This is a genomic window from Paenibacillus sp. FSL F4-0243 (genome assembly GCF_037963295.1).
In the GTDB taxonomy this organism is placed as follows: Bacteria; Bacillota; Bacilli; order Paenibacillales; family Paenibacillaceae; genus Paenibacillus_AQ.
Map to the genome: position 1 here is coordinate 2,534,863 of NZ_CP150151.1, position 15,759 is coordinate 2,550,621.

A 15,759-nucleotide genomic window follows, 5' to 3' on the forward strand; every position below is an offset into this window, starting at 1 on the left:
GGACGGAAAGGAGATTTTTATGAAAATTGAACATATTGCTATGTATGTACAAGATTTAGAAAGCTGCAGACAATTTTATAGTCAATTCTTTAATGCGAAGTCAAATCGACAATACCATAATCCCAAAACGGGATTAAGAACCTATTTTCTCACGTTTGAGGGCGGCGCGAGATTGGAGATTATGAGCAGACCGGATATGGTAGAAGGAGTTCATGATCTCTTGCGGACGGGCTTAACTCATTTAGCTTTCAGCTTAGGCAGTAAGGAACAAGTCGATCTGCTGACCAAGCAATTGGCAGAAGCGGGATTTAGAACGTTAAGTGGACCACGGACCACAGGTGACGGATATTATGAAAGCAGTATTTTAGGGCCAGAAAATATTCAAATTGAACTTACTGTCTAAAAACTAAAAGAGGTGAACAATTTGACAGAAGAAGAACGAATATTCAAAGGGATATTATACAATCCAGGTAACATAGAGCTAAAGCGTAAAAAGCTTCTCGCCCACAATTTGAGTAGTCAATATAGCCGAACATTTGAGGATCAGACAGAGGAGCGGGAAGCGATATTGTCACAGTTACTTGATAGCATAGGGGAGCATTGTTTTATCCAGGGTCCCATTTTTTTTCATTATGGTGTTCATACAAAAATTGGTGATCATTTTTTTGGAAACTATAACCTTACAGTCCAGGATGATGCACAGGTTACGATAGGTGATCATGTGAGTTTTGGACCTAATGTAACCATCGTTACGCCTATTCACCCATTCGTTGCCTCCGAGCGTAGACAAATGCTTGATCAAAATGGTGATGCTGTGTCTTTATGCTATGCTAAGCCTGTTAGCATTGGTAACGATGTTTGGCTCTCAGCAAATGTAACTGTATGTGGAGGTGTTACGATTGGTGATCGATGCGTAATAGGTGCAGGTAGTGTCGTGACTCAGGACATTCCAGAAAATTCTTTTGCTGCAGGTGTACCGTGTAAGGTGATCCGTAAAATAACCAATCAGGATAGCATGCGCCATAAACCGGAAATACTTTCAGATTGCGATATAATCGAGTAGAAATGTAGCATCCCAAACCATAGACCAGATTTTATTATGCGAAAATCATGAATACTCCGAAAGTCCCCTTCTTCTCAAGTTAAGTGAAAAATATGATGATCCTTTAGATTATTTGTAACAGACCCTGTGACAGGTTATAATTTAATTGGTATGACTAAGTAATCGTTATTTAACGACCAATAAAGGGGATTTCAAATGTACAGAACAGTTCAAGATTTTCTAGGAGAATGGGCAAGCGCTTCTGCAGGAACAATTCGCGTTCTTGAATCACTTACCGATGACAAATTAGATCAGGTAATTGTTAAAGGTCACAACTCATTGGGATGGTTAGGTTGGCACTTGGCAACCTGTCCGATGTTTTTTGGTGGTCAGGTAGGGTTAACACTTACTCCAGTAGGCAATCCGAAGGAAGTTCCGGCTCATGCGGCTGTGATTGTTGAAGCGTATAAGAATATCGCGGCTAATATTGCTTCTGAGGTTGAGAAATTAACGGACGAGCAAATGGTTGAGAGTGTACAGACCTTTGCTGGTTTAATGCCTCGTGGTGCAATGCTTAGATCGCTTATAGATCACCAGACACATCATCGTGGTCAAATGACTGTCCTCTTACGTCAAGCAGGTCTTCGTGTACCTGGCGTAATTGGTCCTACTAGAGAAGAACAAGCTCAAATGAAATAGTTACTGGTGCTTGTCCCTAGTGAAAGCTTGCCGAATAGGGGCACTCCGAAAAAATCTCGTTTCCTAGACATTTGTCTTGGAAACGAGATTTTTTGTTGTCGGACGGAGTGTCACTATTATTGCTAAAGAATGCTGTTGCTTTTTGGAGGGGCCGGCGATCACTATCAGCCTGCTTCAATTTGTTGCATATATTCTCTGGGTGAAATCCCCGTCACTTTCTTGAAGACCTTACTGAAATAGAAGGCACTTTCATAACCGAGTTTTTGGGAAATTTCGTAAATACGACCTTCACCGCGCATCATCATTTCCTTGGCCACAGTGATTTTAGTCTCCGTGATATATTCTACATAATTGACCTTAGCGACTTTGGAGAACAGATGGCTCAAATAGTTTGGACTGAAATTGAAGACATCTGCTACTTGATTCAGTGAAAGCTTAGTGCCGAGATTTCTTTTGATGTATTCCTGGACATTTTTGACGATTTGTTCTTTATAGCTTTGTCTTCGAGTAGAGAGAATTTCCGAGCAGCCATCACGGAACTGAATCAACCAGCCGGCGATCTCTTCGATTGTATGCATCTGATAGATGGCCCGGTAGCCTTCCGGTTCATTTTCGAAGATATGCTCTACAATGTTTTCTCCATCCGCAAGAAGCGAAGTGGCCATATACAGAATATTGCAGGCAGCATCGGTGGCGGGCACCAGTAAGTCAGGTCGGTCTTTGAAGATTTCAATCATTTTGGAGATGATGGTGTATAAAGCAAGGGTATCTAGTTCTTCAAAAGCACGGCGGATCTCCGAACGAGATTCAGAGAAATCAAACAACGGATGTTCCTGCTCTAGAGGTTCATTCTCATCGAAGAAAACAAAAGACCGTTCTTGCACGGCAACTGGCAATGCCTTTCGAGCTGCTAGGTAGCTCTCCCGCATTAAATAAGGGTCCTCGACGGCAAACCCTATGGCACCAATAATCGTTACATTGAAATAGTTATGTAATACGGATGCCATGTCGGTAAGTTGCTTCTCAATGTCAGACATCCAGTGACGGGGATTGACTTCGGGGACAGGTAGAGCAACGGCGAAATTACGTAAGTCAAGACTGGTGACATAGCAGGGTTGTATAGAAGTAAGCGTGTCCTTTGCCATTTGTACAGTGCTTGAGCATAAGGCAACCAGCTTATCTCCACGGGGAGGGACAGTGTCTGGGCCTAGAATGCGGCAAGTACAGACCAGGTAGGCGGGCTCGGAAAACTCTAACGCCAAATCCTCTTTCTGCAGGAGATACTGGTTCTTATTCTCGAACAGGTTATTGAACAGACGAATGAAGAATTTATCACGCTGCGCCTGAAGGTTGCCGCGGTGAACAAGCTTTGGGTAGCTTTCCATCGTCTGGTAACTCTCTAGAAAGGAAATGGCCTTTCGAATGGATTCGGCCAGTGCTTCCGGAGTAAGTTCCAGCTTTACTAGATAATCCGTGGCCTGCACCTCTATAGCTGCGCGTGCGTATTGAAATTCTTCATAACTAGTCAACATAATGAAGAGCGGAAGTCGACCATATTTTTGACGTATTGAAGCGGCAACCTCTAAACCGCTCTTAATTGGCATTTTGATATCGCTGATTACGATGTCCGGGCGGAGAGTGTCAATCATCTCTTCTTCTTGATCACCGTTGTGCGCGATACCGACAATCTCTATATTATATTGCTCCCATTTCAGCATAGACTGCAAGCCGATACAGACAAGAGCTTCGTCGTCGGCAATTAATAATTTAATCAATTTGACCACATCCTTGCTAGATTTTCCATTCTACTCTTTTTGTATAAATGGTAGAAGGATTTTCATTAGAGTATACTGGCCCATTTCACTCTCAATCGAAAGACCGTAATTCTCCCCAAAGGCTAGCCGTAAACGCTCATTTACACTATGGAGTCCAACGTTCTCAAAAACTCCCTTAGTTCCATCCTCCGATTCACACAGAATGGTGGAGATTTGTTCTTCCATCATGCCTACACCATTGTCTTCAATCGTGACCAGGATATCGGCAAAGCCGCTTTTTTTCACCGTGATGAGAATATCTCCTCTACCTTTGGGCTCGATGCCATGGAAGATAGCATTCTCAACCAGAGGTTGTAACGTGAAACGGGGAATCAGGCCGGAGAGTAGTTCCTCATCTTCAATTTCCTTCACCATCGAGACTGTACTGCCATACCGGTATTTCTGAATCAGAAAATAGTCATCGAGCAGGCTTAACTCATCTTTCAGTGGCATTAGTCTCCGGTTGTCTTTGGCGATGCTCCGCAGCAGTCTGGAGAGTGAAGTAGTCATTTCTGCAATACCGGTAGCATTCTGAATCGTAGCCATCCATTTGATCGAATTCAGTGTGTTGTACAAGAAGTGGGGATTGATCTGACTTTGCAGCATCCTGTACTCTAGCTCCTGTTTCTGCTTCTCGTCAGCGAGCCGGCTATCCATGAGCGCAACAATGTCCTGTGATAGGCGGTTGATACCTCGACCAACATCACCTAGTTCACTGTTCCATTCGATATTGCGGTCCAGCAAGAAGTTGCCCTGGGCAATCTTATCAATTCGCTTCTTTAATTTCTCTACCGGGAGACTGATGTTACGGGTTAAGTACAAAGTAATAATGCCGCTTAAGACGATGACAAGTAAACAAACGCCAAGCATTACCAGAATCCATATATTTGCTTTGGGAGCGAATTGATCATTGGATAAGGTCTGCGACAGAATCACTCCACTCCGCACGGGATAAGAGACCACGATTTGGCTTTCTTCATCCTCCAGCTTGATCATGGACAGCTCGGTTTGTGGACCGACAGGCTTATCATCGGTATAGGCCACAGGTTCATACGGCGTAGTCATTGCAGTCACTTTATCGCCAATGAGCTGATAATGATGATTGCCGAGCGTCAACAGCATTCGGGAATTCTTAGGCAGGGAATACCCCTTCAACTTGTCGGTAATTAAGGAAGTATTGGCGAGTAAGTAGACCGTTCCAATCCGGGCAGCCCCATCTCCGTAAATAGGTAGAACAAAAGGAATTCCGTTCGTGGTGGAGAGCGGGTCCTTAATTACTTGTTCCCACTGCTCCACAGCATCTTTATTTAGTCCGGGAATTTGACCGATATTGTGCACAGTAAGTGGAATTGAAGTGCTGACGGAATTATCCACCTGCAGGAACTTTCCGTTGTTACCCGTAACAATCAAGCGGCGGACATAGCTATTGGAGCGATTGATCCGAAAGTCCTCCTGCATGGAGTTAAATACATTAACAGCATCCTTGGCGCTTGCCTTTGGAGATACAAAATAATCAGTGAGTAATGTATTGGTGGACGAGTTGGTGCTATTCGTCATCGCCAATGAGGAGAGATTAATCAAATCTTGTTCAATAATATGGGAAACTAGCTGCAGGTTGAACTCAGTCGCCTGGATGGTTGTTTTACGCTGATAATAGGTAATCAATTCATAGCTGAAAAAGGATAGCAGAGCGGCGATCAGTAGCGCAAAGATGGTCATGATCAGAATAATGCGGCTCTTAATGGTTGATTTTCTTACCGTATTGAACACTCCTCTACAAAATGCGGAAAAATATAAAGCGGTTTCAAAAATATCTTTCAATTAATGCATGTTCAAAGTTAATCTTCTATTTATAATATGCTTAACTAGTTTACCGATATCCATATTAACACCATAGCATATTCCTGTGATTCCATACAGTGGAAGGCAGAGGTGCTGAGAAATTTACATGTTTTAAATAGGATTTTACAGGTTTGAAGCAAGGAGGAAGAGAAGAACAAAGAAAAGTGAATGAACTGAGTTTGAAAATACATGCCATTCTAGATGGGAAAGTCTTAAACTTTGAAATAGATCGGATGAGCCGATCAGTGTAAACAATCAGAAGGAAAAGGGGATTTTTATATGAAATTGAAAAGATTCTATGGCATGACTTTTGCCACAATACTCTCCCTAAGTGCGCTAGCCGGATGTTCCGGTAATAACAACAACGAAGGCAGTGCTGCAACAGCTGCTCCAGAAACGGGCAATATTGCAAACGCTTCCGCTGAACCGAAACAGGACCCTGTGACCTTGAAATGGGCATTGTGGGATTGGGAAGCCACAGCATACTATCAGCCGTTGATCGATGCCTATAAAGCTGAGCATCCGAATGTAACGATCGAATATGTCGATCTTGGTTCCACCGACTATATGACAATGCTAAGTACACAGTTGTCCGGTGGTGCAGATCTGGATGTTCTTACGATTAAGGATATTCCTGGATACTCAAACCTTGTGAAACAAAATCACTTGGAGCCGCTCAAGGGATTCATGGGAGACAAAAACATTGATCCATCTGTCTATGGCGGTACTGTAGAACAGATCGAAGTGAACGATGAAGTGTATGCGCTTCCTTTCCGGAGTGATTTCTGGGTTGTCTACTATAATAAGGACTTGTTCGATAAAGCGGGAGTGGAGTATCCAAGTAATGATATGACATTCGACCAATATGATGAACTTGCTAGAAAAATGACCTCCGGCAGCGGTTCTGAAAAAGTATACGGAGCCCATTATCATACTTGGCGGAGCGCGGTTCAATTGTTCGGTATTCTTGACGGTAAGAACAACGTTGTCGGTGGAAACTACGATTTCCTGAAGCCAACCTATGAACGGATCTTGAAAGAACAGGAAGATGGTATCGTTATGGATTACGCCACACTAAAGACTTCAAGCACGCATTATTCCGGTGTGTTCTACAACAATTCCGTTGCGATGATGAACATGGGCAGCTGGTTTATAGCGACTCAAATTGAAAAGGTGAAGAGCGGCGAGTCTCAATCAACCAACTGGGGAATTGTGAAATACCCTCACCCGGATGGTGTGGAAGCCGGTACAACACTGGGTACAATTACTTCCCTGGCTGTAAATCAGAAATCCAAAAATAAAGAAGCGGCACTTGATTTCATGAACTTTGTGACTGGTGAAGAAGGTGCTAAGGTCATTGCGTCCACCGGAACCATTCCAGCGATTAAGAACGATGAAGTTATCAGTTCCATTACTTCCATTGACGGTTTCCCTACGGATGATAACAGCAAAGCGGCACTGACTACGGTTCAGACGTATTTGGAAATGCCAATGCATGAAAAGAGTGCGGACATTGAAGTAATCCTGAACGAAGCCCACGATAACATTATGACCAAAAACGCTTCGATCGACGAAGGCTTGAAGGATATGAATACGCGCGTACAGCAGCTCTTGAACAATTAACCTGAAGAGAGTTGGTGAATTCTAAGGGCGGGTGAAAGCCCGCCTTTTATAGAAAGGTTTGGAGGAGAAAGAATGCAGAACGAAACCATATTGGATACAAAAAAAATCCCTAAACGTCATTTGTCAAAAGGTGTCCGGGAAAACCTGGTAGCGTACAGCTTCATTGCGCCGAACTTTATCGGATTTGCCGTGTTTACACTAGTACCCATGTTTTTCGCCTTTATCCTAGCTTTTGTGAAATGGGATGGGGCCAATCCAATGAAATATATCGGATTGGACAATTTCACCCGGCTTATTAAAGATACAACATTTCATAAAGCATTATGGAATACCATTGTTTACACTATTGGCGTAGTACCGTTCACCATGATTGTTGCACTGGCGCTGGCGATTTTGCTTAATCAGAAGATCATGGCCCGCAATTTCATGAGAACCGTATTCTTTTTCCCATATGTGGCATCCTTGGTAGCCGTTGCTGCCGTATGGAACTTTATCTTCAGCCCTACGATGGGGCCGATCAACAATATTTTGCATACCCTTACCGGTATCCCACTAGAGGATCTTCCCCGCTGGGCGGCGGATAAACACTGGGCGATGTTCACAGTAATACTGTTCACTGTGTGGAAAAACATGGGTTATTACATGGTCATTTACTTGGCAGGTCTACAGGGGATCAACCCTGAGTTGTATGAGGCTGCTGAACTTGATGGTGCTAACGCCTGGAGAAGATTCCGCAATGTGACGATCCCTCAACTGGCGCCTACATCCTTCTTTGTGCTGATGATTCTAGTCATCAATTCGTTCAAAGTCTACGATATTTTTATCAACCTATTTGCCGGCGCTGATAATCAGTTGAACGATTCTACAAGGGTTATGGTTTATCAAATCTACAATACGGCGTTCCGTTCGCTTGATTACGGATATGCCAGCGCCATGGCCATTGTATTGTTTCTGCTGGTACTTGGCATCACCATCGTCCAGTTCCGCGGCGAGAAGAAATACGGACAATAGGAGGATTCAAAAGATATGGTGGGTACAAATAAAGGAATTAGAATCGGCACGATGGTGCTAGTGTATATTTTGTTGTTTGCTACGGTGCTCTGTATGCTTGTTCCGTATATATGGATGTTGTCATCTTCGCTCAAGCTGAACAAGGATGTGTTCTCGTTCCCGATGCAATGGATTCCGGCGAATCCGCGCTGGGGAAATTTCGTGGATATCTGGACCCGTATTCCACTGGACCGCTTCATTTATAACACGGCGAAATTATCAATTATCGTAACGATTTTGCAGCTATTGACTTCAAGTTTTGCTGCGTACGCATTCTCCAAACTGCAATTCAGAGGGAAAAATGTTTTATTCCTTGGATATATTGCTACGATCGCGATTCCTTGGCAGGCATATATGGTGCCGCAATTTATCTTGATGCGTTACATGGGACTTAACAATACCCATCTGGCAATCATTCTATTGCAGGCATTCTCGGCTTTCGGAGTATTTCTGATGCGCCAGTTCTATCAGGGAGTCCCAGATGAATTGTGCGAGGCGGCCCGAATCGATGGCTTGAGCGAATATGGGATTTGGGCGAGAATTATGCTGCCACTATCCAAGCCGGCTTTGTCCACCTTGACGATTTTTACCTTTGTTGCCACTTGGAATGACTTCTTGGGGCCGATGATTTATTTGACGGATACGAAACTCAAGACTATACAGATTGGACTACGAATGTTCATTTCGCAATATTCCGCCGAGTACGGTCTGATAATGGCTGCAAGTGTGGTTTCCATTATTCCGGTTGTGATTGTTTTCTTGGCACTTCAGAAGTACTTCGTTCAAGGCGTCGCAGCATCTGGTATTAAAGGCTAGACAGGTTTGAACCTGGCAGTTGCAGTTTTCGCATGCTGCCAGTTTTTTTAGCTTATCAATGAAATGAATGCGCTTTCTTTGTTTGCTGGGCGATAAAGTCAAATCAAGCATGAAACATGCCGAGAGACCATTTATAGCAAAAGGAGGATTAAAGAATGAGCAGAAAACACTCCGTTAGAAAAAAGCTATTCTCAATGATGATGACCACTGCGCTTGTAGTTGGAATGTTTCCGGCACTCCATATGCCGTCTGTATCTGCGGCTACGGTGGATACTATCTTCGCAGCCGCCTATATGGGGGCGAAGACATCTGCTGACACTACTTTGCCTGCTAGCATTGACATTGGAGGCCAGTCTGCAACTGTGAAATGGAATATAGGTGAAGATACCTTTGCCGTTCCTTATGACACAGTGACAGTCACGGGTACAGCGAATGGTGGGCCGGTTGTTGCCAATGTAGAAGTTATTCCACCTTCAAGGAATCCATTGGTTTACTTTGTGGATAGCGGCAGGGGGGGCGATTCCGTAGGTAATGGTCCTACTTCTTCGCCACTGTACGAAGCAGTCAAAACGCTGTCCGGTAGCACGTTGCTCAACCCGTCACCAGATCAGAAATATGTCACCGGAACGACTGCCTGGGGATTTGATGATTCCATAAACAAGGTGAAGAACTCCAAAGACGGAGGACTTACTGATCCTGCAACTGATCCATCCATATGGACAGTAGGACTTCGTGCCGACCCTACTAGCAATCATATTGTATATAAATTAATGGCTCCAGAAGCTGGAACCTATACACTCAGTAGTGGTTTCCATGATTGGTATGGCAGCCGCACTCGAGTAATACAGCCTCAGATCGAATATAAGGATACAAATGGTGCAACAAAGACGATCTCGTTTGCACAATTCAATACTAATGTGACTCCGCTTATTTCCGGCGAATTCACTATTCCCGGTGATATCGACGCTAGTAGCCCTATGACATTGACCTATGCCTATGTTTCCGGTGAGAAGCCAATCTTGAGCTGGTTCGCCGTTGCCAAGGGCGGGATTCAAAAAGAGATCGAAGATGCTCGGCAGAACGCAGCTTCTATGGTCAAGGTTCTACTCGACGGCAACGATATTAAAGCGGACAATGTCAACGGCCTAACGTTCAAGGGATTTGGCGTACTAAGTGCCAACAGCACCAGTGCCCTGTTGATGGATTATAAGGCTGAGCATCCGGAAGCTTACGCAGAAATGTTGCGGATTCTGTTCGGTGGAGAGCATCCCATTATGACGCATGTGAAAATCGAGATGGGCAATGACCGTAACAACTCTACCGGCCCGGACCCGGCTACTATGCGTACGGCCGATGAAGAAGCCAATGTCACTAGGCATCCCGGATTCCAGCTTGCGGCTGACGCCAAGGCTACGAATCCGGATCTCAAGGTCAGCATCCTGCGATGGAGTGCTCCGGCCTGGGCAAGCAACAACGATAAAATCTATACCTGGTATAAAGATACAATTCTTGATGCTTACCGTGAGTATGGCTATATGGTCGACTACGTCAATCCTCATATCAACGAGCATACGCCTGATTTGACCTGGACCAAGCAGTACGCTGAGCGTGTTAAAACAGATAACGAAGGTTTTACAAGCCCAGAAGAGCAAGCGCTCTATAACCAGATCAAAGTTGTGATCTCTGATGAAGTAGGGATTGGTTCATTTGGCGGCAGTATGGTAAGCGACGCTTCTCTAAGGGATGCGGCTCCGATCGCCGGATATCACTATAACACTGACGACGACAGCGCAGGGAATTTCAAAAAGCTCGCGGAACAATATGATATTGAAGTATGGAACAGTGAGGCACAGTCCACCTTCAGTAACTCCGCCTTCCGTCCCAACAATAATGTGAAGGACCCTACAGTGGAAGGAACCGGCATCGGCGGTGTTGGCAGTCCACTGGAGATGAGCAATACGATTATTAAAGGATTCGTCAATTCCCGCCGGACGCACTTTATTTATCAGCCGGCAATCGGCTCCTTCTACGAAGGTGGACAATATTCGTTTAAGGAACTACTTAGCGCACGTGATCCGTGGTCGGGATGGATTCATTATGATGCAGGTCTTGTTGCTCTGCAGCATTACAGCTGGTTCGCCAATGTGGGCTGGGAGAACGAGGATAATACGGCAGGGATTTGGAGAGCAGTTCCTAAGGCTAGCTCCACGGGAGCAACAGGCACTAACCCTGTTAGCGGTCGCAACGGTTCTCCTAGCTATATGACGCTTGCTTCACCTGACAGAAGCGATTTTTCAACCGTTATCGTGAACGATAGTGAATATGCCAAAACCTATAAGCTTCAGACGGTAAATATGAACTTTGTGGGTAATCCCTCATTGGAAGTATGGGAGACTCGTGCGGCAGACGCGGGCGAAGCTTTCAACAGCAATTATATGAAATATCTCGGGGATGTCGCTGTTGATGGCAGTGGGGTTTATACCATTCATGTCAAACCATATTCGACATTGACTGTGACCACTCTGAAGAACAAGGACAATGAGGCGTATCAAACACCGTTACCTGTAGAAGGCGACCGCATCGTGCTTGATACCGACGCCACAGGGAGGATTCAAAATACAGCGGACAATATCCTGTACGCCGATGATTTTGACTACTCCAATCAATCCGTTGTGAAGATCGGGGCAGGTGGGCAGAATGCTGGCACCCAAAGCTATATTGAATCCCGCGGCGGTTCCAAAAGTGTGATACCACGGTATACGCACGACCGCAACGGTGCATTTGAGGCGTATCTTCCGGACGGGTCTGACAACTATGTTCTGCGCCAACAGCTGGATACGGAAATTATGGGGCTGGGTGGTACTTGGAACGGTGGAGATCCCGTAACGGCTATCGGTGATAACCGGTGGACGAATTACAAGGCCAGTGTAGATGTTTCGTTCGAGACGAACAGTACGCAGGGCGGAGCTAACTATGCTGCGATTGGCGCACGGTATCAAGGAGGCGGCAGCTCTCACACTATAAACGGCACACCTTATGTACTGAAGTTCTGGTTTGACGGAGGTTGGCAGCTGCTGGTCAATAATAGCGCAGTAGCGAGTGGCAATGTAGTGAGCGGTTCCGGTGGAGTAAAGCTGGATGGATTTAACACCGCACATGATGCCTGGCATAACATTGCCATTCAGGTTGCAGGTGATAAAGTGACTGCCTATTTAGACGATGTGAAACTGGCTTCTTATACTGATCCGAACCCTAAATTGTCTGGTCGGGTAGATTTAGCCAGTGGATATTATCATGTTCGTTTCGATAATCTGAAGGTCGAGACGATTGACGGCTATACGCCATACTATTCCGAATTACTGGATAATCTTGAAATGTATGATCTGGCTGCTACACCAAACCCTAAATTAAAATACGGCGGTTTGTGGAGTCATCAAAACGGGGCTGGTATGTATATTTATCAACGTTCCCTATCTACCAGTCAAGGTGCAGCTGCTACGATGGAATATTCTTTTGAAGGCACCGGGTTAGATATTCTGGGACCGAATAATGGATCGGCTAAGTTAGAAGTGACTGTTGATGATGAAATTGTCACACTGTCAGCCGATACGATGGCCTCTAAAGAACTCTACCAAACGTACACGCTTCGCGGACTTAAATATGGACAACATAACGTTCAGATAAAGGTATTAAGCGGTACTTTGGTAGTGGACGCGGTAGCGGTTGTTTCCGGTGAAGTAAAGGGTGCTGTGGATACAACTGCTCTTCAATCAGCGGTAATAGCAGCGAAAGAAGTTACCAAACTGGATGAATATTCGGATAGAGACTGGCAGCTTTTTGCAGCTGCACAGAACACCGCCCAAGAAGCACTAGACAATGCTGCTGATTTCAGACTGGATCAGGAAGGAGCTGTGCAACTCGCGGTACGTCTGATCTCTGCCCAGAACCAATTGACAACAGGGGATATACGGGAGCTTGCTTCTCCTCAGGATATTGCCACTTATGTCGGGAAATTGCCGAATCTTCCAGATAAGTTGGAGGCTATCCGAGAAGATGGATCCAAATTGCAGGTGTCTGTGAAGTGGAATTTAGACGCGGTCAGCTTCAATACACCCTATGAAAGAGTAGCTGTAACCGGCACTTATGGCAATCTAAAAACCACTGCTAATGTGGAAGTAGTGCCAGAAGGTCTCGTGTACTTTTTGGATGTCGGTGTTTCGGCGGATGTCGTCACACCACCCTATACGGTGATCAAGAATTTCGTGGGCGACAGCCTTCTGAATAGCACCGCGGATCAACTATCAACAGGCGCTGTGTGGGGTCATATCAATACAGGGGCAAATTATAATCTCAAAGGGCTTGGCGGTGCCGTGGTTATCACGGATAAAACTCAGACAGGTGTCTACAGCTCGAATACAAAGAATACACCTCTGATCTACACCCTCCCTCTGAGCGCAGGAAAGTACACGATTACATCGTTCCATCGGGACTGGTGGAATATGAGCAACCGCACGATGGATATCACGCTTAGCTACACTGATGCTGAAGGGAAGACAGTGAACGAAACGGTCAAGACCGGTGTACTCGCAGGTCCTAATGGCGTCACGATCACTCATGACTTTACGCTGCCGGTGAGCGGCGTCGTGAAATATTCGATAAACAATACGAATAGTCAGGCATCTGTGATCAGTTACTTAGCAGTGGCGAAGGACAGGGTCAGCATTGTCAATGAGCAGGCTGTAAACGAGGCTAAAAGTATTATAGAAGGTGCTGCATATAGCGTGCAGAAGGAAACAGCTAACAGCGAAGATGGAGTCCGGACCTGGCTGCTCCAAACGATGAACGGTTTAATCGGGTTCAGTGATACGGGGGTTACGATGGGTGATATCACCCTATCTTCGTTCCAGGAAGCTACTGATGACACAGCCGGCAGCTTCAGCTTCACAGTATTACTGAACAAGGGCGAGGCGAAGGCAGAAGCTGCGGCCAGCGGAACGATTAAGCTACCGGAGCCAGATATGAAGCAGCCGGAGATTACCTTGATAGGTGAAGCCATAGTCAATCTGCAGATGGGTTCTGAATATACGGATGCAGGAGCCACTGCGTATGACGACCAAGACGGTGATATCACAGACCGCATCAATACAACGGTCAGCAGTGAAGTGTATGGTCTGACGGAGTTAGATACAGCGCAAGCGGATATCTACACCTTCCATTACAATGTCAGCGATGCCGCAGGCAACACGGCTGCGGAAGTCACCCGAAAAGTAATCGTATCGGAAGATCCAGATGTACTGAAGCCGGTCATTACACTGCTTGGTGAACCATCTGTTCAACTGGACAATGGCGCAAGCTATACAGATGCCGGAGCCACCGCAATGGATAACCGCGATGGCGATATTACAGAACGTATTGTGGCGACGATTACGAAGGATGGGAATCATACGGAGACGTTAGATACCTCATCAGCAGGCACTTATATTTATCATTATAATGTGAGCGATTCCGCGGGCAATACGGCTGTTGAAGTTATAAGAATAGTTACAGTGGGAGAAGCACAGCAACCGCCGACTTCAACACCAACGGTAGAACCAACACCGACAGTTGAACCCACAGCAAATCCTACACCAACACCTGTACCTGAAGTAACCTCAGGGCCGGTGTCGACCACAGCACCGACGGTATCGCCAACACCAACACCGCTGCCGCAGACCACGCGGATTCTTAACAGTGACGATTTCACGGCTCCGGTTGGAGGGGGAATAACAGTTCAGCTCACAGAAGCTACTGATTCCGTACTGCTTCCTGTGGGAGTGTCAAATATCATCGGAGTGAACACGCTGCGTCTCGTATGGAATACATTTGCTATCCAACTGACCCCAGAAGCGCTAAAGAGTATCCAGGAGAAAGCTGCAGGAGGTCAAGTGGATGGAGCACGAATCAAACTCTCGGCCGTGAAGGCATCCAGAGTTGCCGTGGAACAGCATATGAATAACCCAGCTGTCAACGGCTCGGTTCAGTTATCTGCTGTAAGTGATGTAATTAACTTCAGTTTGGAAGTTATTAGTACGAATGGCACTGCCGTACCGGTAACCCGTTTTGATAAGCCACTGACGCTTACCTTCATATTAGATTCAGATTCCAATCCTAATTTGCTGGGCATCTACAATATAGCCGGGAACGGAGCTCTTGAATTTATGGGCGGAACGCTAGCTGATGGAAAATGGAGTACGGAAATACAGCATTTCAGCCAGTTTGCAGTCCTAGAATATGACAAGACATTCTTGGATGTCAGTACGGATAGCTGGGCGAGGGATGTTATTAAGACAATGGCGGCTAAACATATTATCCAAGGTATTTCCGATACTGAGTTTAATCCGCAAGGGAAAGTGACAAGAGCACAATTCGCGACCATGATTGCAAGAGCGCTAGGCTTAGAGGCAGGAAGTCATTCAACGTTTATTGATGTGGACTCCAAAGCTTGGTATGCAGAGTACGTTGCAGCCGTAAGCGAAGCGGGCATAGTGCTCGGACGTAGTTCGGATTCATTCGCACCGGACCGCAGCATTACCCGCGAGGAAATGGCCGTAATGATCGTTAGGGCTTATGAATATTTACAAGGCAGCAAGGTAAATGAAGTTTCAGCAGGCTCGTTCAGTGATTATTCCCTAATTCATGACTGGGCACAGAAATCAGCAAGTTTCGCTGAGCAGGCAGGGCTGATAAAAGGACGCGGCAATATGCAATTCGCACCGCAAGAGATGATGACCCGTGCCGAAAGTGCGCAAGTCATCGCCAATCTGCTGGGATATTTGTAAGCCGCACTTCCATGAACCTGGCAGCTGCATTTAGCGGGTGCCAGGTTTTTTTATA

9 protein-coding genes are annotated in these 15,759 nt (G+C 45.7%); 7 read left to right on the forward strand and 2 right to left on the reverse strand.

Features of this window, described 5'->3' with window-relative positions; all coding sequences use genetic code 11:
• Window positions 1-19 precede the first annotated feature (19 nt).
• The 3 genes from NSS87_RS11090 (at window position 20) to NSS87_RS11100 (ending at window position 1,741) form a co-directional block, all read left to right on the forward strand.
• Complete coding sequence (locus tag NSS87_RS11090) at window positions 20-403, forward strand: VOC family protein (RefSeq protein ID WP_042186963.1); 384 nt, start codon at window positions 20-22, stop codon at window positions 401-403.
• A 12-nt stretch (window positions 404-415) separates the two neighbouring features.
• Window positions 416-1,063 (forward strand): sugar O-acetyltransferase, encoded by a 648-nt coding sequence (locus tag NSS87_RS11095; protein WP_339247049.1) that lies wholly within the window; start codon window positions 416-418, stop codon window positions 1,061-1,063.
• Between the two features lie 195 nt (window positions 1,064-1,258).
• Window positions 1,259-1,741 carry a DinB family protein gene (locus NSS87_RS11100; protein WP_339247052.1) on the forward strand — a complete coding sequence of 161 codons (483 nt, stop codon included), beginning with the start codon at window positions 1,259-1,261 and terminating at the stop codon, window positions 1,739-1,741.
• Window positions 1,742-1,905: 164 nt separating this feature from the next.
• Here the strand turns inward: NSS87_RS11100 and NSS87_RS11105 are convergent, their stop codons facing one another.
• Together NSS87_RS11105 and NSS87_RS11110 are read right to left on the reverse strand one after the other, a co-directional pair.
• Window positions 1,906-3,516, reverse strand: a complete 1,611-nt coding sequence (locus tag NSS87_RS11105) for a response regulator (protein WP_339247054.1) — start codon at window positions 3,514-3,516, stop codon at window positions 1,906-1,908.
• Window positions 3,517-3,546: 30 nt separating this feature from the next.
• Window positions 3,547-5,325 carry a sensor histidine kinase gene (locus NSS87_RS11110; RefSeq protein ID WP_231573423.1) on the reverse strand — a complete coding sequence of 593 codons (1,779 nt, stop codon included), beginning with the start codon at window positions 5,323-5,325 and terminating at the stop codon, window positions 3,547-3,549.
• Window positions 5,326-5,676: 351 nt separating this feature from the next.
• Here NSS87_RS11110 and NSS87_RS11115 point away from each other — a divergent pair, with 351 nt between their 5' ends.
• The 4 genes from NSS87_RS11115 to NSS87_RS11130 all read left to right on the forward strand — a co-directional run bounded on the left by NSS87_RS11115 (window position 5,677) and on the right by NSS87_RS11130 (window position 15,704).
• Entirely contained in the window at window positions 5,677-7,020 is a 1,344-nt protein-coding gene (locus NSS87_RS11115; RefSeq protein ID WP_339247057.1) for a sugar ABC transporter substrate-binding protein, read from the forward strand.
• A 72-nt stretch (window positions 7,021-7,092) separates the two neighbouring features.
• Window positions 7,093-8,031, forward strand: a complete 939-nt coding sequence (locus NSS87_RS11120; protein ID WP_042186976.1) for a sugar ABC transporter permease — start codon at window positions 7,093-7,095, stop codon at window positions 8,029-8,031.
• A gap of 15 nt (window positions 8,032-8,046) precedes the next feature.
• Window positions 8,047-8,886 (forward strand): carbohydrate ABC transporter permease, encoded by an 840-nt coding sequence (locus NSS87_RS11125; protein WP_081392974.1) that lies wholly within the window; start codon window positions 8,047-8,049, stop codon window positions 8,884-8,886.
• A 155-nt stretch (window positions 8,887-9,041) separates the two neighbouring features.
• Window positions 9,042-15,704 (forward strand): S-layer homology domain-containing protein, encoded by a 6,663-nt coding sequence (locus tag NSS87_RS11130; protein ID WP_339247061.1) that lies wholly within the window; start codon window positions 9,042-9,044, stop codon window positions 15,702-15,704.
• Window positions 15,705-15,759: the final 55 nt, after the last annotated feature.

Coding starts and splice junctions, on each gene's coding strand:
- NSS87_RS11090 (WP_042186963.1), top strand. CDS start 20: ATGAAAATTGAACATATTGCTATGTATGTACAAGATTTAGAAAGCTGC.
- NSS87_RS11100 (WP_339247052.1), top strand. CDS start 1,259: ATGTACAGAACAGTTCAAGATTTTCTAGGAGAATGGGCAAGCGCTTCT.
- NSS87_RS11115 (WP_339247057.1), top strand. CDS start 5,677: ATGAAATTGAAAAGATTCTATGGCATGACTTTTGCCACAATACTCTCC.
- NSS87_RS11120 (WP_042186976.1), top strand. CDS start 7,093: ATGCAGAACGAAACCATATTGGATACAAAAAAAATCCCTAAACGTCAT.
- NSS87_RS11125 (WP_081392974.1), top strand. CDS start 8,047: ATGGTGGGTACAAATAAAGGAATTAGAATCGGCACGATGGTGCTAGTG.
- NSS87_RS11130 (WP_339247061.1), top strand. CDS start 9,042: ATGAGCAGAAAACACTCCGTTAGAAAAAAGCTATTCTCAATGATGATG.